21 protein-coding genes are annotated in these 23,682 nt (G+C 68.0%); 10 read left to right on the top strand and 11 right to left on the bottom strand.

Annotation, left to right across the window (positions count from 1 at the left end; translation table 11 throughout):
* The first annotated feature begins 23 nt into the window (after positions 1–23).
* Positions 24–1,247: an aspartate aminotransferase family protein gene (locus IU452_RS14120; protein WP_195109443.1), complete on the top strand. Its 1,224-nt coding sequence runs from the start codon at positions 24–26 to the stop codon at positions 1,245–1,247.
* Between the two features lie 4 nt (positions 1,248–1,251).
* On the opposite strand, the gene IU452_RS14125 is transcribed toward IU452_RS14120, so the two are convergent.
* The gene (locus IU452_RS14125) at positions 1,252–1,707 is read right to left on the bottom strand and encodes a GNAT family N-acetyltransferase (RefSeq protein ID WP_195109444.1); all 456 of its coding nucleotides are present in this window, start codon (positions 1,705–1,707) and stop codon (positions 1,252–1,254) included.
* 132 nt (positions 1,708–1,839) lie between these two features.
* Here IU452_RS14125 and IU452_RS38885 point away from each other — a divergent pair, with 132 nt between their 5' ends.
* On the top strand, positions 1,840–2,460 hold the full coding sequence (locus IU452_RS38885) for a DUF5134 domain-containing protein (RefSeq protein ID WP_195109445.1): 621 nt from the start codon (positions 1,840–1,842) through the stop codon (positions 2,458–2,460).
* Between the two features lie 10 nt (positions 2,461–2,470).
* On the opposite strand, the gene IU452_RS14135 is transcribed toward IU452_RS38885, so the two are convergent.
* The gene (locus IU452_RS14135; protein ID WP_195109446.1) at positions 2,471–3,412 is read right to left on the bottom strand and encodes a GlxA family transcriptional regulator; all 942 of its coding nucleotides are present in this window, start codon (positions 3,410–3,412) and stop codon (positions 2,471–2,473) included.
* Positions 3,413–3,518: 106 nt separating this feature from the next.
* On the opposite strand from IU452_RS14135, the gene IU452_RS14140 reads away from it, so the two are divergent.
* On the top strand, positions 3,519–3,992 hold the full coding sequence (locus IU452_RS14140; protein WP_195109447.1) for a nuclear transport factor 2 family protein: 474 nt from the start codon (positions 3,519–3,521) through the stop codon (positions 3,990–3,992).
* 3 nt (positions 3,993–3,995) lie between these two features.
* On the opposite strand, the gene IU452_RS14145 is transcribed toward IU452_RS14140, so the two are convergent.
* The 3 genes from IU452_RS14145 to IU452_RS14155 form a co-directional block, all read right to left on the bottom strand.
* The gene (locus IU452_RS14145) at positions 3,996–4,691 is read right to left on the bottom strand and encodes a PhzF family phenazine biosynthesis protein (protein WP_195109448.1); all 696 of its coding nucleotides are present in this window, start codon (positions 4,689–4,691) and stop codon (positions 3,996–3,998) included.
* A gap of 122 nt (positions 4,692–4,813) precedes the next feature.
* Positions 4,814–5,353, bottom strand: a complete 540-nt coding sequence (locus IU452_RS14150; RefSeq protein WP_195109449.1) for a carboxymuconolactone decarboxylase family protein — start codon at positions 5,351–5,353, stop codon at positions 4,814–4,816.
* 13 nt (positions 5,354–5,366) lie between these two features.
* Complete coding sequence (locus tag IU452_RS14155; RefSeq protein WP_195109450.1) at positions 5,367–5,954, bottom strand: peroxiredoxin; 588 nt, start codon at positions 5,952–5,954, stop codon at positions 5,367–5,369.
* 107 nt (positions 5,955–6,061) lie between these two features.
* Between IU452_RS14155 and IU452_RS14160 the strand changes: the two genes are divergently transcribed.
* The 4 genes from IU452_RS14160 (at position 6,062) to IU452_RS14175 (ending at position 12,225) form a co-directional block, all read left to right on the top strand.
* A complete protein-coding gene (locus IU452_RS14160; protein WP_195109451.1) occupies positions 6,062–6,988 on the top strand; it encodes a hydrogen peroxide-inducible genes activator in 927 nt (308 codons plus the stop codon).
* Complete coding sequence (locus IU452_RS14165) at positions 6,978–7,814, top strand: MBL fold metallo-hydrolase (protein WP_228817538.1); 837 nt, start codon at positions 6,978–6,980, stop codon at positions 7,812–7,814. Before IU452_RS14160 ends, IU452_RS14165 begins: the two co-directional genes overlap by 11 nt.
* A 191-nt stretch (positions 7,815–8,005) precedes the next feature.
* A complete protein-coding gene (locus tag IU452_RS14170) occupies positions 8,006–8,512 on the top strand; it encodes a gamma-glutamylcyclotransferase family protein (protein WP_324192606.1) in 507 nt (168 codons plus the stop codon).
* 239 nt (positions 8,513–8,751) lie between these two features.
* On the top strand, positions 8,752–12,225 hold the full coding sequence (locus tag IU452_RS14175) for an indolepyruvate ferredoxin oxidoreductase family protein (protein ID WP_195109453.1): 3,474 nt from the start codon (positions 8,752–8,754) through the stop codon (positions 12,223–12,225).
* Between the two features lie 152 nt (positions 12,226–12,377).
* On the opposite strand, the gene speD is transcribed toward IU452_RS14175, so the two are convergent.
* From speD to IU452_RS14195, 4 genes are all read right to left on the bottom strand, one after another.
* Positions 12,378–13,592, bottom strand: coding sequence for an adenosylmethionine decarboxylase (gene speD / locus IU452_RS14180; protein WP_195109454.1), 1,215 nt, complete (start codon positions 13,590–13,592; stop codon positions 12,378–12,380).
* An 8-nt stretch (positions 13,593–13,600) separates the two neighbouring features.
* On the bottom strand, positions 13,601–14,713 hold the full coding sequence (locus tag IU452_RS14185) for a type III PLP-dependent enzyme (protein WP_228817540.1): 1,113 nt from the start codon (positions 14,711–14,713) through the stop codon (positions 13,601–13,603).
* 257 nt (positions 14,714–14,970) lie between these two features.
* Complete coding sequence (locus tag IU452_RS14190) at positions 14,971–17,478, bottom strand: DEAD/DEAH box helicase (RefSeq protein WP_195109649.1); 2,508 nt, start codon at positions 17,476–17,478, stop codon at positions 14,971–14,973.
* Between the two features lie 76 nt (positions 17,479–17,554).
* Positions 17,555–18,499, bottom strand: a complete 945-nt coding sequence (locus tag IU452_RS14195) for a proteasome assembly chaperone family protein (RefSeq protein WP_195109650.1) — start codon at positions 18,497–18,499, stop codon at positions 17,555–17,557.
* Between the two features lie 240 nt (positions 18,500–18,739).
* Between IU452_RS14195 and IU452_RS14200 the strand changes: the two genes are divergently transcribed.
* The 3 genes from IU452_RS14200 (at position 18,740) to IU452_RS14210 (ending at position 21,901) form a co-directional block, all read left to right on the top strand.
* Complete coding sequence (locus tag IU452_RS14200; RefSeq protein ID WP_195109455.1) at positions 18,740–19,456, top strand: DUF5642 family protein; 717 nt, start codon at positions 18,740–18,742, stop codon at positions 19,454–19,456.
* Between the two features lie 24 nt (positions 19,457–19,480).
* A complete protein-coding gene (locus IU452_RS14205) occupies positions 19,481–20,413 on the top strand; it encodes an aldo/keto reductase (RefSeq protein WP_195109456.1) in 933 nt (310 codons plus the stop codon).
* 177 nt (positions 20,414–20,590) lie between these two features.
* Complete coding sequence (locus tag IU452_RS14210; protein ID WP_195109457.1) at positions 20,591–21,901, top strand: DUF4192 domain-containing protein; 1,311 nt, start codon at positions 20,591–20,593, stop codon at positions 21,899–21,901.
* 14 nt (positions 21,902–21,915) lie between these two features.
* On the opposite strand, the gene galE is transcribed toward IU452_RS14210, so the two are convergent.
* Both galE and IU452_RS14220 read right to left on the bottom strand, forming a co-directional pair.
* Positions 21,916–22,896, bottom strand: coding sequence for a UDP-glucose 4-epimerase GalE (gene galE / locus IU452_RS14215; protein ID WP_195109458.1), 981 nt, complete (start codon positions 22,894–22,896; stop codon positions 21,916–21,918).
* A gap of 3 nt (positions 22,897–22,899) precedes the next feature.
* Positions 22,900–23,586, bottom strand: coding sequence for a metal-dependent transcriptional regulator (locus IU452_RS14220; RefSeq protein ID WP_195109459.1), 687 nt, complete (start codon positions 23,584–23,586; stop codon positions 22,900–22,902).
* Between the last annotated feature and the right edge of the window lie 96 nt (positions 23,587–23,682).

Here is a 23,682-nt window from a genome sequence, read left to right on the forward strand (position 1 = left end):
CGGATGAGGAGAGGAGCCTGAACATGGGTGCGCTGTGGCACGGATTCGCCGATATGGGTGCGGTGGAGCGCGACGGCGCGTTCGTGGTGGCTCGCGGGGACGGCGCCTACATCTGGGACCAGGCGGGCACCCGCTACCTCGACGCGACCGGCGGCCTGTGGTTCGCCAACGTCGGACACGGCCGTCGTGAGATCGCCGACGCGGTGGCCGCTCAGCTGTCCACGCTGGCGCACTACAGCAACTTCGGTGACCTCGCCGCACCGGTGACCCAGCAACTGGCGCAGCGGCTCTCGGAGCTCGCGCCGGTGCCGGGCAGCAAGATCATGTTCACCTCGGGCGGTTCCGATTCCGTCGACACGGCCGCCAAACTGGCCCGCCGGTACTGGCACGAAATGGGCCGTCCCGACAAGAAGCTCATCGTCGGCCGCCGCCTGGCATATCACGGTATGCACGTCGCGGGCACGGCCCTGGGCGGAATCGCGGTCAACCGCGAGGGATACGGCGAACTGATGCCCGACGCCCGCACCGTCGAATGGAACGACGCCCGCGCACTGCGCGAACTGATCGACGAGGTGGGCTCCGACCGCATCGCGGCCTTCTTCTGCGAGCCGATCATCGGTGCGGGCGGCATCTACCTCCCGCCGGAGGGCTACCTGACCGAGGTTCGGCAACTGTGCCGCGACCACGACATCCTGTTCGTCGCCGACGAGGTCGTCACCGGCTTCGGACGCATCGGCGGCTCCTGGTTCGCCTCCACCCGCTTCGGCCTGGAACCGGACCTGATGACCACCGCCAAGGGACTCACCTCGGGCTATGTGCCGATGGGCGCGGTGTTCGTGGCCCCGCGGGTGGCCGACCGGTTCTTCTCCGGCGGCGTCTGGTTCCGCCACGGCTACACCTACGGCGGCCACGCGGGCGCGGCCGCCGCGGCCATGGCCAACCTGGACATCATCGAACGCGAAAACCTGCTCGACGCCAGCAAGAACCTGGAATCGCTGCTGTACGAACACTTCTCGCCGCTGGCGGCCCATCCCCGGGTGGCCGAGGTCCGCAGCGGTCTGGGCGCCGTGGCCGCGGTCCAGCTCGCCGATCCGGCCGAGGGCCCGGCCATGGTGAAGGCCCTGCGCGCCCAAGGGGTTTCGGGCCGAGTGGCGGGTCAGGGCGCCCTGCAGATCTCGCCGTCGTTCGTCATCGGCGAGCAGCAGGTCGCCGAGATGGCCGCCGCTTTCGCGCGCGCCCTCGGCTGATCGGCTACAGTGCCAGCGTCATGAAGACGCTGTGCGGATCCTCCACGTAGTCGGCGAACGGCGGGCAGAGCCGGAAGCCGTGCCGATGGTAGAGCCGGACCGCGGGCGCGAAGAAGGCATCGGCCCCGGTCTCCAGGCTGAGCCGGTCATAGCCGCGATCGCGGGCCTGGTCGACGATGTGGTCCAGCAGTAGCGATGCGACGCCGCGGCGCTGGAATCCGGCCGCGGTGCGCATCGACTTGATCTCCCCGTGGGTGGGGTCGAGCTCCTTCAGCGCACCGCATCCCGCCAGCGCATCGCCCTCCCACACCGTCCACACGGTGACCTCCGGTTTGCGCAGCCCATCGAGATCCAGTGCATGCACGCTGTCCTCGGGAGAATGCGCATGCATATCCGCCAGATGTTGGCCCAGGAGCCCGATCATCTCGGCACCGGTCACATCGTCCACCACAATTCGCATACCGACACGCTAAACCGACCGTACGGCTTCCCTCCAATCGAATTGCCACCCGGAAAGGGTGCCCTTACCTGGCAGCGGATGCGAGCATGGAGACAAGGGCAGCGGAGGGGCGAGGCGGAAAGGTGGTCGGGTGTGGCCGAATTCGTCTTGGCGTTCGGTCCGCTGCGGTGGGGAGTGGTGGCGGCGTTCGCGGTGACCGCGGTGATCGTGCTGACCCGGGTGGCGGCGGTGCCGATCGGCGCGAAAACCGGAGGAGCGACCGATATTTCACCCTCGCTCGATTACGAGTCGGAGGCCGCGCACCTGCTGATGTGCCTGGTCATGATGGCGATGCTGGTATTCCCGGTAGCAGCCAGCCCGCAGGCACTCGATGCGGTGCTGACCGCGATGGTGGTGGTCTACGCGGGTCTGCTGCTGGGGCGGATGCTGCAGTGGCGCACGGGAAATCGCTCCATGCCCGGCGCCCGCGTCGCGATGATCGCCTACCACCTGCTGGCGGCGGCGGCCATGCTCTACGCCATGTCGGGGCATGGGCACCATGATCAGCCCGGCACGGGCCCCGCGCCGGTGCCGATCATGGTGCTCGCCGCGATCTTCGTCGCCGACGCGGTGCTGACGCTGGTGCCGATGCGGCGGTCGCTGTGGCATGCGGCGGCGCATCCGTCCGGCGGCACCGGGCCGCTCGCCCTGATTCCGCACGTCGTCATGGATTTCGGCACGGCTCATATGATGATCGCCGCACTGGTTCGATGAGCACCCTCGATCAGCGAAAGGCCTTGCGGTAGGCCAGCGGTGCCACGCCGAGCTGGCGACCGAAATGGTGCCGCAGCGTCACCGCGGAGCCGAATCCGCACTGCTCGGCGATCTGCTCGACCGAGAGGTCGGTACTCTCCAGCAGTTGCCGGGCGCGGTCGATGCGGGCCCGCAGCAACCATTGCAGGGCGGTGGTGCCCAGCTGCTCCTGGAAATGCCGCTGCAGGGTGCGCACCGAAACACCCGCCGCCCGAGCGATATCGGTCTGGCTGACCGGCTGATCCAGATGGTGTTCGATCCAATCCAGCACCGGCTGCAAGGCAGTGCGATCGGTCGGCTCGGCGGGGTGGGCGATGAACTGCGCCTGCCCGCCGTCGCGCTGCAGCGGCATCACCATGCGCCGCGCGGTGTCCGCGGCGGCCTTCGCGCCCAGATCGCGGCGCACCATATGCAGGCACATATCCATACCGGCGGCCGAACCGGCCGAGCTGAGCACCGAGCCGTTGTCGACGAACAGCACCTCGGGGTCGACCTTGATCTCGGAGAAGCGGCGCGCGAGTTCCGCACAGGCGGCCCAATGGGTGGTCGCCCGCTGGTCGTCCAGCAGTCCGGTTGCGGCCAACAGGAACGCGCCGGTACATACCGAGGCGACCCGGGCGCCGGATCGCCCGGCGCGACGGATCCGCTCGACCAGATCCGGATCCGGGTCGAAAGGCGGCTGAAAACCGGGGACGAGGACGGTGTCGGCGGTCTCGATCGCCTCGGCCGGCCAGGGCACGCGCATCCCGAACAGGTCCTGATGCCAGGCCAGCGCGGTGGTGTCCGAGCCGCACAGCCGGACCTCGTAGGCACGTTCGCCCTGCGCGGTGCGCGCTGCGGCAAATACCTGGCATCCGACGATGAGGTCGAAGATCTCGACCCGTTCGGGTACCACCGCCGCAACGACGTGCATGTCGTGATCATAACGGAAAGTGACCTTCACGACGCTGGGCAGCACCTTCGCCGACGGCGCACGATGGTTTGTGGCCCGAATCACCGCTGGTGAAAGGAGCAAGTGCATGGTGACGACCGAATCGGATCTGGTCGGTCTGGACGAACAGCGACGCCTGGATCGGGTAGCCATCCTCGACAGCTTCGCGCGGCAATCGGCGCGAGATGTCGACGGCTATCTGGCGACGCTGACCGAGGATGCGCGCGTTCTATTGCCCTGGCAACCGGCTGGCTTCCCTCGTGAGTTGATCGGTCACGAGCAGATCCGCGCGGCCTTCTTCGCCTTGGATTTCCACGATCGATACTCGATGACCGTCACCGTCATGCGACCCTTTCTCGAGCCGGGCCGATGGCTGGTCGAGGCGGATATGGAAGGTGACCTCGACAGTCCGTTCGCGCCCGACCACAGACTGTCCCGACAGCACAGCGTGGTGCTGATTCGGATGCGCGGGCACAAGATCGCCGACTACATCTGCTACCACAACCCGACGGTGCTGATGTCCGCGCTGGAAACGGCATTCCCTGCCGCCGGGCCCTGCTGAGGTTCAGACCACGACGGGATAGTCGGCGACCACCCGGCCGCCCAGTCGCACCCAGCCGTCGGAATCCCATTCGGTGAACAGCTGGGAACCGCGGCCCTGAGTGATGATCAACCCGCGCCGCAGCACGGCGGTGATGGCGACCGCGGCCGCACCGGTGGCCTCGTCCTCGGCGATGCCCAAGGCAGGGGCGAACATTCGGGAGCGAATGGTCCCGCGACGCTCGTCGACGCAGGTCCAGACGTAGCGCTGGCCTTCGGTGAAGTCGTCGGGACGCAGCGCCATGAGATCCTCGACGGTGGCGACCTCATCGAACGAGAACGTCGGTGTCCACTCCGCGCGGGCCCGGATCCAGGTCAGTCCGGTATCGGAGGTTTCGACCTCGACCGGACCGGCGGGCACATCGATCACCTTCACCGGGCGGAGCTGGTTCGACAGCCACCAGGCCGCGCCCACGGACGGATGGCCCGCGAACGGAAGCTCCTTGGTGGGGGTGTAGATCCGCATCGCCGTGCGTCCGTCGGCGGGCTCGTCGATGACGACGGTCTCGCTGTATCCGGCCCGGGCGGCCAAGGCCTGATGATCAACAGCGACCACCTCGTCGGCGCGGACGATCCCCAGCGGATTGCCGAAGCGCCCCGCGGCGTCGGTGAAGACCCGAACCACCTCGATCTGCGTGCCGTCGCTCTCGAGTTCGTCCATGGTGTTCCAGGGTACCGCCGGTCTCTGGCAGCACAGCTGACCGCGGTCGGGTGCCCAATGCGCACGATGCCCTGCCCCGAATCGTCCGGGGCAGGGCATCGTCGGCTATCGAATTGCGTGAATCAGACGTTCGCCGCAGCCAGCGCCTCGGTGGACTGCACCGCCTGGCCGACACCGGCGACGATGGCGGCCACGCGCAGCGCCTCGAAGATCAGCTCACGTGACACACCCGCCTCGCGCAGGGTGTGCTCGTGCGCCTCCAGGCAGTGCTGGCAGCCGTTGATCGACGACACCGCGAACGACCACAGCTCGAAATCGGCCTTGTCCACGCCCGGATTGCCGATGATCTGCATCCGCAGCCCGGCCCGCAGATCGTCGTAGCGGCCGTCGAGGAAGGCACGGCCCCGATAGAACACGTTGTTCATGCCCATGATCGAGGCGGCGCCCAGCGCGGCGTTGTAGGCCTCCGCCGACAGGGTGTCGGCGGCCTCCTCGGCGATCTCACGCAGCGTGGTGGCCGAGCGGGTGGCCGCGGCCGTGGCGAGCAGGGTGCCCCACAGCTGCTGTTCGTTCAGCACCGTCGAGCGCGCCACGGACGACAGGTTGAGCTTGAGGTCCTTGGCGTACTCGGGCAGTGAGTTCTTGAGGTTCTCTACAGACAAATCGTCCTCCTCATCAGACGCTGGCGGCCAGCAGCTCGCCCGCGTTGATGGTCGGGTCGCCCTTCTTCCAGTTGCAGGCGCACAGCTCGTCGGACTGCAACGCATCCAGCACGCGCAGCACCTCGTCCACGTTGCGGCCCACCGAACCGGCGGTCACCGACACGAACTGGATCTCGTTGTTCGGGTCGACGATGAAGGTGGCGCGATCGGCGACGCCGTCGGCGTTCAGCACGCCGGTCGCGGCGGACAGCTCGCGCTTGAGGTCCGAGAGCATCGGGAAGGGCAGGGTCTTGAGGTCCTCGTGCTGGGCCCGCCACTGGAAGTGCACGAACTCGTTGTCCACGGACACGCCGAGCACCTGCGCGTCGCGGTCGGCGAACTCGTCGTTCAGCTTGCCGAACGCCGCGATCTCGGTCGGGCACACGAAGGTGAAGTCCTTGGGCCAGAAGAACACGATCCGCCACTTGCCCGCGTAGTCGTCACTCGAAACCTGAGTGAAGTAGTCGTCCGGCTGCTGCGCATTCACCTTGGACAGGTCGCCGCCGATGACCGCGGTCAGGTTGTAGGCGGGGAACTGGTCGCCGATGGTCAGCAGAGCCATGCTTTCTCCTCTTCGTTTGTCGGGATTGCCGTGCGAAGTGTTCGTATGTGATCTTGCCCAACCTTCAGTGAAAGGTAAAGGTGATCAGTCGCACTATACTAATAGGCGTGACTGATCAGACTTATCAGCCCACCCTGTCACAGCTGCGTGCGTTCGTAGCAATCGCCGAGTATCGGCATTTCGGCACCGCGGCCGCGCGACTGAATGTGAGCCAACCCACGTTATCGCAGGCTCTGGCCGCGCTGGAAAACGGACTGGGGCTGCAGCTGATCGAGCGCTCGACGCGCCGGGTGCTGGTGACATCGGCGGGCAAACGCCTGCTGCCGCAAGCGATGGCGACCCTCGAGGCCGCCGATCGGTTCGTCACCTCCGCCGCGGGCGACGGGTTGGGCGGCACGGTGAGACTCGGCATCATCCCGACCGTCGCACCCTATGTGCTGCCGGGGCTGCTGCCCGAACTGCGGCGGCAGTTACCCACATTGGTGCCGCATGTGATCGAGGATCAGACCGCGCGGCTGGTGGACGGGCTGCGCACCGGCGTGCTGGATGTGGCGCTGCTGGCGGTGCCGACCGAGGCCACCGGGCTGATCGAGATTCCCCTCTATACCGAGGAATTCGTGTTGGTGACACCGCGCGGCCACGAATTGGCCGGGCGGACCGACGTCTCTCCGGCGGCACTGGATACGCTGCCGCTGCTGCTGTTGGACGAGGGCCACTGCCTGCGCGATCAGACCTTGGAGCTGTGCCGGGCGCAGGATGTGCGCCCCGGACCGGTCGGCGACACCCGCGCGGCGTCGCTGGCGACGGTGGTGCAGTGCGTCGCGGGCGGTCTGGGCGTATCGCTCATTCCGGAGATGGCGGTGGCGGCCGAAACGGCGCGCGGCACACTCGAGACCGCGCGATTCGCGCCCCCCGCGCCGGGACGCACGCTGGGTCTGGTCTTCCGTGGTTCGACCGCCCGTATCGAGGATTACGAACAGCTCGCCGAGATCGTGCGCGCGCAGCGGCCGCGCGGGATCTCGGATGCCAATTGACCAGTTGGTGAGCGTCTGGGACGCTCGGGCCGTGCGGATTCATCATCTCAACTGCGGCAGCATGGGCATGGGCATGGTCAACCACTGCCTGCTCATCGAGACCAGAACCGATTTGGTCCTGGTGGACACCGGATTCGGGCTCGACTGCGTCCGCAATCCGGGGAGGTTGGTGGGCCCGAGTCGCTTCCTGCTGGGCGCCCGGCCGGCCGAGCACGAGACCGCGATCCGCCAGATTCAGGGGTTGGGCTACGACTCGGCCGATGTCCGCCACATCGTGCTCACCCATCTCGATCTGGATCATGCCGGGGGACTGGCCGACTTCCCCCAGGCGGTGGTGCATGTGCACGGTCCCGAGTTCCGGGCGGCCACGGCCGGCCGGACGGCTTCGGAGCGGATGCGCTACCGCGCCGCGCAGTGGGCGCACGGACCCCGGTGGATGGTGAACGAAATCGACGGCGGCGAGGGCTGGTTCGGCTTCCGCGCGGTCCGCGACCTGCCCGGCCTGCCGCCGGAGATTCTGGTGATCCCGTTGCCCGGGCACACCCGCGGGCATATCGGGGTGGCGGTGCAGATCGACGACCGATGGATGCTGCACGCCGGTGACGCCTTCTTCCTCGACAGCGAGATCGATCCGGTCGATCCGCGCGCGCCGCTGATGTGGCGGATATACGAGCTCGGTTCGATCGTGCCCGGGGCCTATCGCGACAACCGCCGCCGGTTGATCGAACTCAATCGCGACCACGGTCAGGAGATCACCATCTTCTGCTCGCACGATCCGCACGCCTTCGCGCGCCTGACGGGTACGGCGGTGCGCCGGGCGGGCTAGCCGCACCCCTCTGTCGCCTCAGCAATCCTCCAGCACCGGATTGGTCCGCGTGCCTGTCGTCGGCGTCGCGCACTGTGGGGAGTGAGGGAGCTCACTGGACGCTGAACCCGGGCGGGGCTCAGCATTCGGCACAGTGGTTGCATGGGATCGATGCGTGCGTCCGAGGTCCGGTTGGCAGAAGTAGCAACAGTGTGGCGAACCATCCGTCGCGCGGGCGGGTGGTCGGCATGAGTGCCGCGGCGCCCTCGGATGCCGCGGATTCCGAACGGTTTGCGCGCCTGCGGGGAGTCGGCACGGAGCTGTTCGTCTACGGCACCCTGCAATTCGGCCCGGTGCTGGAGGAATTGATCGGACGCACACCGGAATTCGAGCTGGCTGTCACCAGGGATCGCCGGGTGGCGGCACTGCCGGGGCGGCTGTACCCGGGGCTGGTGCCGGAGCCCGGCCGGATGGCGGGCGGTCTGGTGCTCGGCGATCTCACTCCGGCGGAATGGCGGATCCTCGACGCCTTCGAGGACGAGGAGTACGAGCTGCGGCCGATCGAGCTGATCGGCCACGACAAGCCTGTCCCGACCTACGTCTGGACCGCCGACGTCACCCGCAACGATTGGCATCCGGAGGTTTTCGCGACCGATCACCTGGCACGCTATCTGGCGTACTGCGCGCGCTGGCGGCGCGAGGCCCAGTGGGAAAGCTGATTCGACCCCGGCCGTGGTGTGCGGGGACACAAGAACAGCGATTGTAGACCCTTCGGGTGGCCCGCGTGTCCCGGGTCACACTCTGCACAGCCCGTGCCCACTCCGGGTGTGCTCGCTTGCGCAGATTGCGCAGTTTTCATTCCATCTGTTGTTCATTCAGCGCTGCGGAGACAGGATGGCGGCGACGAATGCTCAAGTTGTGAGGCGCTCACGAGGCGTCGAACGGACGGGTGGAACTGATGACCGAGCTCGCCGACCGCGAACTGATCCCAGCACCGTACGACCTCGCCGACCGTTACCGCGTCGGCGGCGGCACCGTTGTCCTGACCGGCGTGCAAGCCATTGCGCGGCAACTGGTCGAACAGCATGTGCGTGACCTGCGGGCGGGCAGACGGGTGGGCACCTTCGTCTCCGGATACCAGGGCTCCCCCCTGGGCGGTGTCGACCGGATGCTCGGCGGGATGCCGGAAGTATTGGCCGACCACGATATTCGCTTCGTGCCCGGCCTGAACGAGGAACTGGCCGCCACCGCGGTGTGGGGCAGTCAGGGCGAACTGCCCGTGGGCGCCACGCTGACCCACGACGGCGTGGTGGGCGTCTGGTACGGCAAGGGGCCGGGCCTGGATCGCTCCACCGATGCGCTGCGGCACGCGAACATGTACGGCGCCAACCCCAACGGCGGCGTGCTGCTGCTGGTCGGTGACGATCCGGCGTCGAAATCCTCCACGGTTCCGGCGGTGTCGGAGCGCTCGCTGGCCGCGATGAACATTCCGGTGCTGTTCCCGCGCAATGCCCGCGAGATCATCACCATGGGCCTGCACGGCGTGGCGCTGTCGCGCGCATCCGGCTGCCTGGTGGCGCTGAAGATCGTGGCCGATGTGGCCGACGGCGCGTGGACCGTCGAGGGCTCGGTCGGTGACATCGACATCGTCGTGCCCGAAATCCAGTGGGAGGGCAGGCCCTTCACCTATCGGCAGCGGCCGATGGCGGCGCCCACCGACAGCGTGATCGCCGAGGCGGATCTGTACGGGCCGCGCTGGGAGATCGTCAAGGCCTACAGCACCCTCAACGATCTGGACGTCATCGAGGTCGATCCGGCGCACGCGCGCATCGGCATCGCCGCCACCGGCACGACCTTCGACGCGGTGCGCCAGGCGCTGATCGATCTGGGCGTGGACGACGAGGCACTGCATCGCGCGGGTGTGCGGCTGCTGCGCATCGGCATGCCGTTCCCCGTTGCGCCGCAACGGGTGCGAGAGTTCGCCAAGGGCCTGGACCGGCTCATCGTGGTGGAGGACAAGACCGCCTTCATCGAGACCCAGATCCGCGAGATCCTCTACGGCACGGCCGACGCACCACAGATCGTCGGCAAGCACGACGCGCAGGGGCGGCCGCTGTTCGATCAGGACGGCGAGCTGACCGCCGGGCGGATCGTGAAGCCGCTGCGCCGGGTGCTCGACGGCCACCTGGACATGAAACGACCTCTGCCGCAACCGCTGTCGCTGTCGGTACTGCCCGCCAAGCGCGCCGCCTACTTCTGCAGCGGCTGCCCGCACAACCGGTCCACCGCAGTGCCGGAGGGCTCGCTGGCCGGTGGCGGCATCGGCTGCCACACCATGGTCACCATGTCCGGCCGCGACGACAGCAAGGTGCTCGGCCTGACCCAGATGGGCGGCGAGGGCGCGCAATGGATCGGCCTGGCCCCCTTCACCGATGTGCCGCATCTGTTCCAGAACATCGGCGACGGAACGTATTTCCATTCCGGTCAGCTGGCGGTGCAGGCGTGCATCGCGGCCGGGGTGAACATCACCTACAAGCTGCTCTACAACGATGTGGTCGCGATGACCGGCGCGCAGGATGCGGAGGGCGCGCTCGCCGTGCCGCGGCTCACGCACAAGCTCGCGATCGAGGGCGTCAAGCAGATCATCATCTGCGCCGACGAGCCCAAGAAGTACCGCAAACGCGATCTGGCGCCGGGCACCCTGCTGTGGCACCGGGATCGGCTCGACGAGGCGCAGCGCGTCCTGCGTGAGATCCCCGGGGTGACCGTGCTGATCTACGACCAGCACTGTGCCGCCGACGCGCGCCGCCAGCGCAAGCGCGGCACCCTGCCCACGCGCCGCACCCGCGTGGTCATCAACGAGGCGGTGTGCGAGGGCTGCGGCGACTGCGGAGTGAAGAGCAACTGCCTGTCGGTGCAGCCGGTCGAGACGGAATTCGGGCGTAAGACCCGCATCGACCAGACCTCCTGCAATACCGACTACAGCTGCTTGGACGGCGACTGCCCGTCGTTCGTGACCGTCGAGCTGCCCGATCCGGGGAAGGCCAAGCGGCGCAACCGGTCCCGGCCCGAACCGCCCGCGCTGCCCGACCTCGAGTTCGCCGCGCCGACGACCACCCAGAACGTCTTCCTCGCCGGTATCGGCGGCACCGGCATCGTGACGGTGAATCAGGTGCTGGCGACCGCGGCCCTGCGGGCGGGATACGAGGTGGCGAGCCTGGATCAGATCGGGCTGAGCCAGAAGGCCGGTCCGGTGGTGTCGCATCTGCGGTTCGCGCCGGGGGAATTGGAGCCGTCCAACCGGCTGACCCCGGGCAGCGCCGACTGCATCGTGGCCTTCGATCTGCTGGCGGCCACCGACGCCAAGAATCTGGCGTACGGGTCGAAGGAGGTCACCCTGTCGGTGGCCTCGACGAGTAAGACCCCGACCGGCGAGATGGTCTACGACAAGTCGGTGACCTATCCGGAGACCGAGCTGCTGCTGTCGCGGCTGGAGCGGACCTCGCGCACCGTGCACTCCTTCGATGCGCTGGCCGCCGCCGAGACGCTGTTCGGCAATACCACCGCCGCGAACTTCCTGCTGGTGGGCGCCGCCTATCAGCTGGGCGGGCTGCGGTTGCCAGCGACGGCGATCGAGGAGGCCATCGAGATCAACGGCGTGGCGGTGGCGGCGAATATCGCGGCCTTCCGGTGGGGCCGGGTCGCGGTGGCGCGGCCCGACGAATTCGCCGCCGCGATTACGCCGCCGCAGCGCAAGCGGCCCGAGATCGCCGTTCCCGCCGATCTTTTCGAGGGACTGACCGCGACCGGGGAGACCAGGCGACTGGTCGAGCTGCGCGCGGTGGAACTGATCGGCTTCCAGGGTGTGCGCGTGGCCCGCGACTACGTGCGGACCGTTCAGCGCATCTGGGAGGCGCAGCAGCGGGTCACCGACCGCACCGAGTTCAGCGAGCAGGTGGCGCGCGGGCTGTACAAGTTCACCGCCTACAAGGACGAGTACGAGGTCGCCCGGCGACTGGTCGATCCGGCGTTCGTCGACGAGGTCGCCGCGCAGGTACCCGACGGTGCGAACCTCACCTACAAGCTGCACCCGCCGATCCTGCGCGCGATGGGCCGCAAGAAGAAGATCGGCTTCGGCCCGCGCAGCCACGTCGCGCTGAAGCTGCTGGCCAAGGGAAAGCGGTTGCGCGGCACCAAATTCGACCCGTTCGGCTATATGCACGTCCGCAAGGTCGAACGTGCCCTGCTCGCCCACTACACCGATATGGTCACGAATCTGGCCGACACCCTCGCCACCGACTACGACCGCGCCGTGGAGGCCGCATCGCTGGCCGACGCAGTCCGCGGCTACGAGGACGTGAAGCTCGCCTCCATCGAGACATACCGAACCCGATTGCGGGAATTGGGGATCGAGCCTCCGGCCCTGCCGTGAGGTCGCGGCGGTGCGGTTCGCAGTGAGGGGCCGCACCGCAACGAAAAGCCCGCCCGGACAAGCTGTCCGGGCGGGCTTTTCACGTATTCGGTTGTACCGCGCGGTCAGGCCGGAACGCCCACACCGCTCAGACCGCTACCCCCACCCGCGTCTCAAACCGCTACCCCCACCCGCAGGGTGTGGGGTTCGATCGCGCCGCGGATCAAGGCGCGCTCATCGATCGTCTCGGCACGGTAGGGGAGGGTCGAGAGGGTGGTGATCATCTTGGCCACCGGGTCCTCGATCACCTTCGGGGTGCCGAAGATGAACGTCCATTCGTGCTCGTCGCTGACGTAGGGCACGACGGTGGGGAACAGGTTCTGGAAGCGGCTCCACGAGCGCTTCAGAGTTTCGTTGCGCCACATCGTCTGACAGCCCGCCTGTGCCGCGAGCACGCCGCCCTCGGCCAGCAGCCGCCGACAGCGCTCCAGGAACTCGTCCTCGTACAGGCGGTTGTGCTGGGCATCCTCGACCCGCTCGTCGGGCAGGTCGATGACGATCATGTCGTAGCGGATGCCCGCCGCCTCGGCCTGGGCCAGGAAGTCCCAGCCGTCGGCGTAGTGCATCTTGATCGGGCCCTTCTGGGCGACCGCCTCGGCCAGATCGGCCTCGGTGTAGCCGTAGGGGAGGTGCCTGGCGCACAGCTCCACCTCCAGCTGGTCGATGTCGACGTGGTCCACGAGCGACGCGCCCGCGGCGACCGACATCTGCGAGGCCACGCCCTCGCCGGAACCGACGATGAGCACCCTGTCCAGCTTCTCGGCCAGCGCGTAGCCCGGCACGAGCATGGCCTCGTGGTAGGTCAGCTGGGAGTACTCGGTGGACTGGCGATCGTCGTCGGAGAACAGGGACACGCCCTGCTCGGTACGCGCGATCACCATGTGCTGAAACGGGGTTCGGGTGTCGACGATGACATCCTGCAGATCCCAGATCCGGGTCAGCCCGTCGCCCACCGGCTCGTGAATGCGCCGGGCGGCGTGCCCGCGCTGAATCACCTCCATGTGAACGCTGTTCGGCGACAGCTCCTGCTGTAGCAGCTCGACCGCCTTCGTGGCACCCGCGCCGATACTGCCGCAGGTGAATACGTCGACGAAGATGTCACCCGATTCCGGATAGGTGTGAATCGAGGCATGCGACTCCGACAGCAGCGCCAACACCGTGACACCCTGCGGCTCGAACTTCTTGTGAGTCACATCGCAGATGGTGACACCGGCTCCTAGCAACGATTTTCGAAGCGCTGTTTCGAGTCGTTCGAGATCGTCGCAAAGGGCTGCGTCGACACCACCGAACTCGGCCAGCACGTGCCAGCCGGTGAATTCTGCCGTCATGGGCAAACTCACTCTCGCTCAGCGCCAATGACATGAACAGTCAAAGGCGGGAAACCATTGAAGGACACCGACGAATAACTCGCCGTATAGGCGCCGGTATCGAGGATCCGAACGGGATCACCGGCTCGCAGCGTGATAGGCAGGAGGACACGCGTGCGTTGATAGAGTACATCGTCTCCGTCACAGGTCGGGCCGGCTATCACCGCCTCGTCCGTCGGGTCGCCGTCCCGGCCGGTTTCGATCCGGTAGGCGATGTACTCGTTCTCGGTTTCGGCCATACCGTTGTAGCGGCCGATATCGAGGTATATCCAGCGCCGCCCGTCCGGCGCGATGCGCACGTTCACGACCTCGGCGTGGATCACGCCGGCATTGCCCACCAGGGCGCGGCCGGGTTCCACCACCAGATCGGCGTGCTCCGGGAGGTGTCGGGACGCCGCCTCGGCGATCACCGCACCCAGTTCGGACAGCTCCGGCGCCGGATCGGCGTACGAAATCGGCAGTCCACCACCGATATTCACAGAGCTGACCGGAATATCCTTGACCGCCAAGGCTTCCGCGATGGCACCGGCCTGTTCGATGCCGATCCGCCAAGCCGCCGGGTCCAATTGCTGTGAGCCCACGTGGAAGTAGGGACCCACCACACGCAGGCCCAGATCGCGGGCGCGCACCAGCAGTCGCACCGCTTCGCCGGGCGCGCAACCGAATTTGGTGCCGAACGGCGTCTGCGACTGCGGGGCCGAGGCCAGGAATCGGCACTCCACCTCCGCGCCGGGAGCGTGCTCGGCGATGCGGGCCAGATCGTCTTCGGTGTCGAAGGCGTAGCGGCGCACCCCCGCGGCGTAGGCGGCGGCGATATGGCTCGCCTTCTTGATGGGATTGCCGTAGCAGAGCGCCGCCGGGGCGACGCCCAGGCCCAGGCACTGCTCGATCTCACCGATACTGGCGACGTCGAATTCCGCACCCTCGGCGGACAGCAGCCGGATGATCTCCGGCATGGGGGAGGCCTTGACCGCGAACCGAATTCGCGCTGTGGGTAGCGCCGACCGCAGTGCGCGGTAATTGTCGCGCACCCGGGCGAGGTCGATGACGAGACAGGGCGACTCGGGCGCGTGTGCATTCAACAATCTAAGGGAACTCTCTTTCTTCCGGGCAGCCTCCCGCTGCGGGCAGCGAGCGAGACAGTATCAGCAGGAAGCCGTGGGGAACGAACCGGATTAACGTCGTCTTGATCACGCGTACGGACGGCAGGCGTCAGCGCTCGTGATCCCGAGAGGCAGCAGACCGCAGGTTCAGGCGTCAGGTCTCAGGTCCCCGGCGAATGCCGGGATCTGTTTTCGGCGCAGAATCTCGCCGACGACAGGTACGCGACGGTCGGTGTTCATCCCGCCGTCACCGTGACCTCGTCGAATTTCACTTCACCGGCCGCATCGGATTCCGCGAGGTCGACCACGGCGTCGATGGACCAGCCGTGATCGCCCGCCGGATCGTCGAGCACCTGGCGGACATGCCAGAATCCGGGTCGCTGTTCTATACGGAAAAGTTGCGGGCCGCGCGCATTGGGGCCGGTGCCGATGGTCTCGTATTCGGCGAAATAGGGTTCGAGTTCTGCTTCCCAGTCCGGGCCATCGCCCAGGTCGGCGAGTTTGTCCCAGCGCCGCAAGGCGGCCAGTTCCACGCGCCGGAACATCGCATTGCGCACCATGACGCGGAAGGCACGTTCGTTGGCCGAGATGGGGCGGACCGTTTCCGCGCCGAAGGCCAGCTGTTCGTCGTCGGTTTCCGCGCCCGGATTGGTGAGCTGCTCCCACTCGTCGAGCAGGCTGGAATCCACTTGCCGGACAAGCTCTCCCAGCCATTCGGTGAGGTCGTCGAGTTCCTCGGTGCGGGCCGATTCGGGCACCGTGCGGCGCAGCGCGCGGTAGGCGTCGGCCAGGTAGCGCAGCACCATGCCCTCGGAGCGGGCCAGCTCGTACTCGCTGATCAGTTCCGCGAAAGTCAGTGAGCGCTCGATCATTTCGCGCACCACCGACTTGGGGGACGGGCTGAACTCCGACACCCACGGGTGACCGGCGCGATAGGTCTCGAACGCAGGTTCGATCAGGTCGGCCAGGGGTCTGGGCCAGGTGATGTCCTCGAGCAGCTCCATGCGCTCGTCGTAGTCGATGCCGTCGGCCTTCATCTCGGCGATGGCGGTACCGCGCGCCTTGTGCTGCTGGGCGAGCAGCAGCTGGCGCGGGTCCTCCAGCGTGGACTCGATGATCGACACCACATCCAGTGTGTAGGTCGGGGCGTCGCTGTCAAGTAGTTCGAGTGCGGCGAGTGCGAACGGCGACAGCGGCTGATCGAGGGCGAAGTTGCGCTGCAGGTCGACGGTCAGCCGGGCCCGGCGGCCGTATTCGTCGGGTTCGTCGAGCTGCTGGACCACGCCCGCGTCGCGCAGCGCCCGGTACAGCCGGATCGCCTTCAGAATATGTTTGCGCTGCGCCGGGCGCGGCTCGTGATTGTCTTCGAGCAGATGCCGCATGGCATCGAAGCAATTGCCGCGGCGGGCGATGACATTGAGCAGCATGGAATTGGTCACCCGGAACCGCGACACCATGGGTTCCGGTGCGGCGGCCACCAGCCGGTCGAAGGTGTCCTGCGACCAGGAGACGAAGCCCTCGGGCGGTTTGCGGCGCTGCACCTTGCGCTGCTTCTTCGGATCGTCACCGGCCTTCGCGAGCAGGCGGGCGTTCTCGATCTCGTGCTCGGGCGCTTGCACCACGACCGTGCCCATGGTGTCGTAGCCCGCGCGCCCCGCGCGACCGGCGATCTGATGGAATTCGCGCGCCTTGAGCCGCCGCGTGCGCACCCCGTCGAATTTGGTGAGCCCGGTCAGCAGCACCGTGCGGATGGGGACGTTGATGCCGACCCCGAGGGTGTCGGTGCCGCAGACCACCTTCAGCAGGCCCTCCTGGGCCAGCCGTTCCACCAGGCGGCGGTACTTGGGCAGCATCCCGGCGTGGTGGACGCCGATGCCGTGGCGGATCAGCCGCGACAGCGTCTTGCCGAAACCGCTGGAGAAGCGGAAGCTGCCGATCGCCTCGGCGATCGCCTCCTTCTCCGCCTTGCTCGCGAAGTTCACGCTCGTCAGCGCCTGGGCGCGTTCCAGCGCGGCGGCCTGGGTGAAGTGCACGACGTAGACGGGGGACTGGTTGGTGGTGACCAGTTCCTCGAGCGTCTCGGTGATGGGGGTGCGCGCATACGAGAACAGCAGCGGCACAGGACGTTCCGAGCCGGTCACGATGGCGGTGGGGCGGCCGGTGCGACGTTCCAGGTCCTTCTTGAAGAAGTCGACCTCACCGAGGGTGGCCGACATCAGCAGGAACTGCGCCTTCGGAAGTTCCAGCAGCGGCACCTGCCAGGCCCAGCCGCGGTCGGGGTCGGCGTAGAAATGGAATTCGTCCATCACCACCTGGCCGACCTCGGCATCGGGGCCCTCGCGCAACGCCAGATTGGCCAGGATCTCCGCGGTGGCGCAGATGATCGGCGCCGTCGGGTTCACTGCCGCGTCGCCGGTCACCATGCCGACCTTGTCCGCGCCGAACACCTCGCACAGCGCGAAGAACTTCTCGCTGACCAGTGCCTTGATCGGGGCGGTGTAGTAGCTGCGCTCGCCGCGGTTCAGCGCCGCGAAATGGGCGCCCACCGCCACCATCGACTTCCCTGAGCCGGTCGGGGTGGCGAGAATGACGTTGGCGCCGGTCATCAGCTCCAGCAGCGCCTCTTCCTGCGCCGGATACAGCGTCAGGCCCTGCGCGCCGGTCCACTCGGCGAAGGTTTCGTACAGCCAATCCGGATCCACGTCGGGCACGGCACGATCGGGCACGAGTTCGGACAGCTGCACGTAACTCAACACTACAGTGCTGTGTCACGGCATTTTTCGCGCCCCGTCCGCGCCGCCGTCGTGGCAGCGCACGACGTCAGCGAGCCTGGCCGCCGTCCTCGTCACCCAGACCGTTCTGCTCGGCCAGGAAGCGCTCGAACTCCGCGCCCAGCTCGTCGCCGGTCGGCAGGTCGGCGTCGCCGGCGAGCAGGCTCGACTGACGCTCCTGAGCGGTGACGAAGCTGTCGTACTGGCGTTCCAGGGCGTGCACCACCGTTTCCACCTCGGCGTTGCCGGCGATGTGCTCGTTGACCTGTTCGCGCACCCGGGCTGCGGCCTCGCCCAGTGCGGCCAGCGGCAGTTGCAGCCCGGCGTTGTCGGCGACATTCTCGAGCAGGGTCTGCGCTGCCTCCGGATACGCGGTCTGGGCCAGGTAGTGCGGCACGTGCACGGAGAAGCCGATGGACTCGTGGCCGTGCTGGGCCATCCGGAACTCCAGCAGCGAGGAGGCGCTGCTCGGGACCTGCAGCTCGCCGGGCCAGCGCTGGTGCTCGCCGATCAGGTCGCGGTCGCTGGCGTGCGCGGTCACGCCCAGCGGGCGGGTGTGCGGGATCGCCATCGGGATGGCGCTCAGGCCGATGGTGCGGCGCACGCCCAGCTGCTCGGCCAGCAGCCGCACCGCGGTCACGAACTTCTCCCAGCGCAGATCCGGCTCCAGCCCGGCCAGCAGCAGGAACGGGGTGCCCGCGGTGTCGCGCAGCGCCCACAGGTTCAGTTCGGGGTCGGCATAGTCGGAGAAGTGGTCGGTCTTGAACGTCATCAGCGGGCGTCGCGAGCGATAGTCGAGCAGTTCGTCCACATCGAACGAAGCGACCAGCTCCGACTCGAGGCTCTCACGCAGATGCGTCGTCGCCAGGCGTACCGCGTGGCCGGCGTCGGTGAAACCCTCCAAACCGTGCACCAGCACCGGACCCGCACCGTCGGCGGACGACAGCTGCGGAGCGGGGAACTCCAGCTCGTACATTCGCGACTCGTAGTCCATCGCGTACTCCTTCCTGCGGTGGTCCACCACATCGGCGCTGCGGCGCGGGCGGTTCTGCTGCTCGTCACCGCCGCTCGACGGATGCGCAGACCACCTCCATTGTCCCTCATGTTCTTCGGAGGCCGCGCCGGGTGGGTGTGCACCGCAACCACACAACAACAGGTACCCGATCCGCATTCCCGTACGCGCGTACCGGCGTGGCAGCGTGGGCGGATCCGGGGGTTCGGTCATAGTGAACAGGTGATCGTGCCGGATTCGCCGGGCTCGCGGGTACGCCGTGTGTTCGGCCGTGCCCTCGGGTTCGTGGCGATGGGCTGCGTCGCCGCGTGCGGATCGACCATATCCGGCCATCCCGGTCCCGACCGGCAAACCACCGTGAGCAGGCATGTCGGCACCCCGCTGCCCAGGCTGCTGCCGGGCCAGGGGCAATTCCCTCGGGGCTATACGACGGTGGTGCTGTCGTCGGATCAGGCTCGCCGTGCCGCGGGTGACATCGTGGGTGTCCAGGCCGGAGCCCAGGTCGATCCGGCCGACTGTGCGCCGCCGCCGCAACAGTTCGATGCCGACCGGACCGCCGTGGTGGTCGGCACCGATGACGACACGCGCGCCACCATCACCGTCGAGCTGACCCGCACCGACCAGCCGTTGGCGCGGCTGCGTGACCAGCTGCGGCGCTGCGGCACCGTGCACGCCCGCCGCGGACCTGTCACCAATACCGTTGTCACCGAACTGGATCCGCCCCCGCCGGTGAATGCCGACGACACGCTCGCGCTGCATCGGAAGGTCACCGGTCAGCACGGTGGTCCGGGCCTGGACCGCTCGCTGCGCACCCTGCTCGCGCAGATCGGTGACGTGCGCATCAACGCCACGTATATGGGTTTCGGGGACGGCCGCCCGGATACGGCCGGGCTGGATCAGGTGTTCACCGCCACGGTGGGCGACGTTCGCAAAGGGTGAACGGGCGGGAGTACGTTCGAAGGCATGGCAAAACTCGGTACAACGGATCTCGACGTCTTCCCCCTCTGCCTCGGCGGCAATGTCTTCGGCTGGACGGCGGACCGGGCGGGTTCCTTCGACGTGCTGGACGCCTTCGTCGCCGGCGGCGGCAACTTCATCGACACCGCCGACGTGTATTCCGCGTGGGTGCCGGGCAATTCGGGCGGCGAGTCCGAGACGATCCTCGGTGAATGGCTGGCCGCGCGGGGCAATCGCGCCGATGTGGTGATCGCCACGAAGGGCAGTCGGCTCGCTCCGTTCGAGGGTCTGTCGGCCAAGGCGATCCACGGCGCGGTGGAGGCGTCGCTGCGGCGCCTGGGCACCGACTACATCGACCTCTATTACGCGCACTACGACGATCCGGATACGCCGATCGAGGAGACCGTCGCGGCCTACGACGAGCTGGTGCGGGCGGGCAAGATCCGCTACGTGGCCACCTCGAACATGTCGCCCGAGCGCATCCGAGCCTCGCTGGCCTTCGCCGACCGGGAGGGCCTGGCCCGGTATGCGGCCGTGCAGCCGCAGTACAACCTGGTGGAGCGCACCGAATTCGAGCGCGACCTGCTGCCGCTGGCCGAGGCCGAGGGGGTGGCCACCGTGCCGTACTACGCGCTGGCCAAGGGCTTCCTCACCGGCAAGTATCGGCCCGGTGCCGAGGTGAACAGCCCGCGCGCCGAGGGCGCGGCGGTCTACCTGAACGAGCGCGGGCTGCGCGTTCTCGACGCCCTCGACGCGATCGCCGCCGCCCACGGCGTCCCCGTCGCCGCGGTCTCCCTGGCATGGCTCGCCGCCCGCCCCACGGTCGTGGCCCCCATCGCCAGCGCCCGCACCACCGACCAGCTGGCGGGCCTGATGCCCGTGGGCACCCTGCACCTGTCCGAGGACGAACTGGCCCGGCTCACCGCTGCCTCGGAGTGATTTTCAGACCCTGGGCATTGCTCGTGTGTGGCAACCGTAGCAGCGGGGGCCGACACCGACGGCGGTGGAACTTCGCTGGGCGGGAGGCTGTTCCACAGGTGCGAGTTGTCCCCAGGGTTTGTGAAAGCCGAGGTCGGCACAGTCGGTGGGGAATGCGGCCGGGAGACGCTGGATCGCATGACGACGCCTGCCGAACCCGTACCCACCGACAACGATCCCGCCGCGACACCGGGCCCCGCGCACGAATCGGTCGGTGACCCGCCTCGACACGAGAACGAACAGTCGCCGGAGCGTCCACATTCCCTGTGTGATGCGGTGGTTCGGCTCGGATCGGGTGAAACCGGCTGCGGTTGCGCCGGATCCGATGAGGATGCGCCGCTGTGGCCGCATCCTCTGTTGCGGGTCGACGATCCCGGCGAGTTCATCGCGGCGGTTCCGGCGCTGCTGGGGTTCGTCCCGCATCGGTCGCTGGTGGTGTGTCTGCTGCAGGAGGCGCCGGAGCGGCCGGATTCGCTGCGATTGGGCACCGTGGCGCGCCACGACCTGGACGTACCCGGATGCGGGGCCTGGGCGCGGTTGGCGGCGCAGCTGGCCGCGATCTGCGTGCAGGAGCAGACGCTGGCCGTGCTGGTGTTGGTCGTGGACGACCGGGCAGGGGCACCGCGGACGGGCAGCCCGGGAGCGCGGTCGGCCCGGCACCGCGATCTGATCCGGGTGCTCGAGGCGGCCCTGCGTGCCGAGGACGTGCCCATTGCCGACGCGTGCGCGGTCCGCGAGATCACCGCCGACGCCCTGTGGTGGAGTCTGCTCGATCCCGACTGCGTCGGCGTGCAAACCGACCCGGCGGCCTCCCCGGTCACCCTGGCCCATGTGCTGGATGGACGGCCGGTCCGCTCCTCACGGGCCGAACTCGCGGACGTGGTGGCCGCCGACCCGGTGGCCGCCGACGAGGTGGCCGCACAGCTCGAGCCGGCGGCCGCGCAGGCGCGGCACCGATACCGCCGCGCGGTATGCCGCCGCGACCCGAACTCCTACAGCAGGGCCGCCCTGGAAATGGTGTTGTGGCTGATCTCGGCCACCGATTCCGGTGACCGGATCGACGCGCGCGAACTCGCGGATCTGGCCGTGGCCCTGCGGGACCGGACCGTGCGCGATGCCGTGTTCGCCCTGGCCGTCGGCGTGCATGCGCAGGCGGCGGAGGCGCTGTGGGGGCGATTGTGCCGGGCGGTGACCGGGGCGGATCGCGCCGAGGCGGCCGCGCTGCTCGGCTACAGCGCCTATGTCCGCGGCGACGGCCCCTTGGCCGGGGTCGCGCTGGAGGCCGCGCTGGACGCCGACCCCACGCACTCCATCGCGGCCCTGCTAGAGACCGCCCTGCACACCGGCATGCCGCCGCAGGAGATCCGCAAGCTCGCCCACAGCGGCCGCGACAAGGCGGCCGCCCTGGGTATCGACCTCGGCATCGATCCGGACCGGTCCGAACCGTGACGGCCCCCCGCCGATCAGCGTGCGCTGTGCGCCCGCTCGCCCAGCGACTGCAGGAAATCCCAGGCGTCGGAGACGATCTCGTCCAGATCGTTGTGCTTCGGGGCCCAGCCGAGTTCGGCGATCGCGCGGTCGCTGGAGGCGATCAGCACCGCCGGATCGCCCGCGCGGCGGGGCGCATCCACCGCCGCGATGGTGCGGCCGGTCACCCGCTCGCACGCCGAAACGACCTGGCGCACCGAGAAACCGGTGCCGCTGCCCAGATTGAAGATGCGGTGCTCACCCGGCCGGGACTGGGCCAGCGCCAGCAAATGTGCCTGCGCCAGATCCCGGATGTGGATGTAGTCGCGGATCGCGGTGCCGTCCGGGGTCGGGTAGTCGGTGCCGAAGACCGAAATCGAATCCCGGTGTCCCAGTGCGGTTTGCAGGATCAGCGGGATGAGATGGGTTTCCACCACGCGGTTCTCGCCGAGACCGCCGTAGGCCCCGGCGACGTTGAAGTAGCGCAGGCTGGTGGCCGCCAGCCCGTGCGCGACCGAATAGGAGGTGATGGCGTGATCGATGGCCAGCTTCGACGCCCCGTAGGGGTTCGTCGGGCGGGTCGGTGCGTCCTCGGTGATCGGCACCTGCTCCGGTTCGCCGTAGACCGCCGCGGTCGAGGAGAACACCAGCCGCGTGGTACCGGCACGGCGCATCGCCTCCAGCAGCGCCAGCGTCTTCACCACATTGCCGTACCAGTACTTCTCCGGCTGCTGCACCGATTCTCCGACCAGCGACTGCGCCGCGAAATGCAGGACGCCGTCGAAGGATTCGGATTCGATCAACTCCACACCGACGGTCGCGATATCGCCGTCGAAGAATTTGGCGCCGTTGGGCACGCCGTCGGCGTTGCCGGTGGACAAATCGTCGACCACGACCACCTCGTGGCCGTCCTCGATCAGCACCTGGGCGCAGACACCGCCGACGTATCCTGCCCCGCCCGTCACCAGAAGTTTCATCCGTCAGACCAACTTCACCTGGACGGCGTGGGCCATTTCGTCGGACAGCTCGAAGCCCTCGTGCCCCGGCACCGAGATGATCACCGCGCCCGGTTTGGTCTCGACCGTCACTCGGGCGTCGGGCACCACGCCCGCCTCACGCAGCTGGCCGATGATCTCCGGATCGGTCTGGATGTGTTCGGACAGCCGGCGCACCACGACCGCCGACACCTGCCCGGGCGGCAGATCCGACAGCCGGATCAGCTTCTCCTCCGCGGAGCTGGGCGGGGCGATGCCCAATTCGTCCAGGCCGGGGATGGGGTTGCCGTACGGGGAGGTGGTGGGGTGGTTGAGGACCTCGACGAGCCGCCGCTCGACCTCCTCGCTCATCACGTGCTCCCAGCGGCAGGCCTCGGCGTGGACGTTCTGCCAGTCCAGCCCGATCACGTCGACCAGCAAACGTTCGGCCAGCCGGTGCTTGCGCATGACCGCGATCGCCATGGCGCGACCCTTGTCGGTCAGTTCGAGGTGGCGGTCGCCGGCGACGGTCAGCAGTCCGTCGCGCTCCATCCGCGCGACCGTCTGACTCACCGTCGGGCCGCTCTGCTCGAGGCGTTCGGCGATCCGAGCTCGCAGCGGAGTGACACCTTCTTCCTCGAGGTCGTAGATGGTACGGAGATACATCTCCGTGGTGTCGACCAGATCCTTCACCCTGTTACCCCTTCGTCGGCACGAATTCTACCCACGCGCGGTTGTGCTACCGGCGTCAGCTTATTTCGCTCGTCCTGCGGAAACCTCGACGGCGCC

The organism is Nocardia transvalensis (assembly GCF_015477765.1).
Classification (GTDB): domain Bacteria; phylum Actinomycetota; class Actinomycetes; order Mycobacteriales; family Mycobacteriaceae; genus Nocardia; species Nocardia transvalensis_A.

Excerpts from the sequence above, each read along its gene's own strand:
- IU452_RS14120 (WP_195109443.1), top strand. The coding sequence starts at position 24 with ATGGGTGCGCTGTGGCACGGATTCGCCGATATGGGTGCGGTGGAGCGC.
- IU452_RS14125 (WP_195109444.1), bottom strand. The coding sequence starts at position 1,707 with ATGCGAATTGTGGTGGACGATGTGACCGGTGCCGAGATGATCGGGCTC.
- IU452_RS14135 (WP_195109446.1), bottom strand. The coding sequence starts at position 3,412 with ATGCACGTCGTTGCGGCGGTGGTACCCGAACGGGTCGAGATCTTCGAC.
- IU452_RS14140 (WP_195109447.1), top strand. The coding sequence starts at position 3,519 with ATGGTGACGACCGAATCGGATCTGGTCGGTCTGGACGAACAGCGACGC.
- IU452_RS14145 (WP_195109448.1), bottom strand. The coding sequence starts at position 4,691 with ATGGACGAACTCGAGAGCGACGGCACGCAGATCGAGGTGGTTCGGGTC.
- IU452_RS14155 (WP_195109450.1), bottom strand. The coding sequence starts at position 5,954 with ATGGCTCTGCTGACCATCGGCGACCAGTTCCCCGCCTACAACCTGACC.
- IU452_RS14165 (WP_228817538.1), top strand. The coding sequence starts at position 6,978 with ATGCCAATTGACCAGTTGGTGAGCGTCTGGGACGCTCGGGCCGTGCGG.
- IU452_RS14175 (WP_195109453.1), top strand. The coding sequence starts at position 8,752 with ATGACCGAGCTCGCCGACCGCGAACTGATCCCAGCACCGTACGACCTC.
- speD (WP_195109454.1), bottom strand. The coding sequence starts at position 13,592 with ATGACGGCAGAATTCACCGGCTGGCACGTGCTGGCCGAGTTCGGTGGT.
- IU452_RS14195 (WP_195109650.1), bottom strand. The coding sequence starts at position 18,499 with ATGGACTACGAGTCGCGAATGTACGAGCTGGAGTTCCCCGCTCCGCAG.
- IU452_RS14205 (WP_195109456.1), top strand. The coding sequence starts at position 19,481 with ATGGCAAAACTCGGTACAACGGATCTCGACGTCTTCCCCCTCTGCCTC.
- IU452_RS14210 (WP_195109457.1), top strand. The coding sequence starts at position 20,591 with ATGACGACGCCTGCCGAACCCGTACCCACCGACAACGATCCCGCCGCG.
- galE (WP_195109458.1), bottom strand. The coding sequence starts at position 22,896 with ATGAAACTTCTGGTGACGGGCGGGGCAGGATACGTCGGCGGTGTCTGC.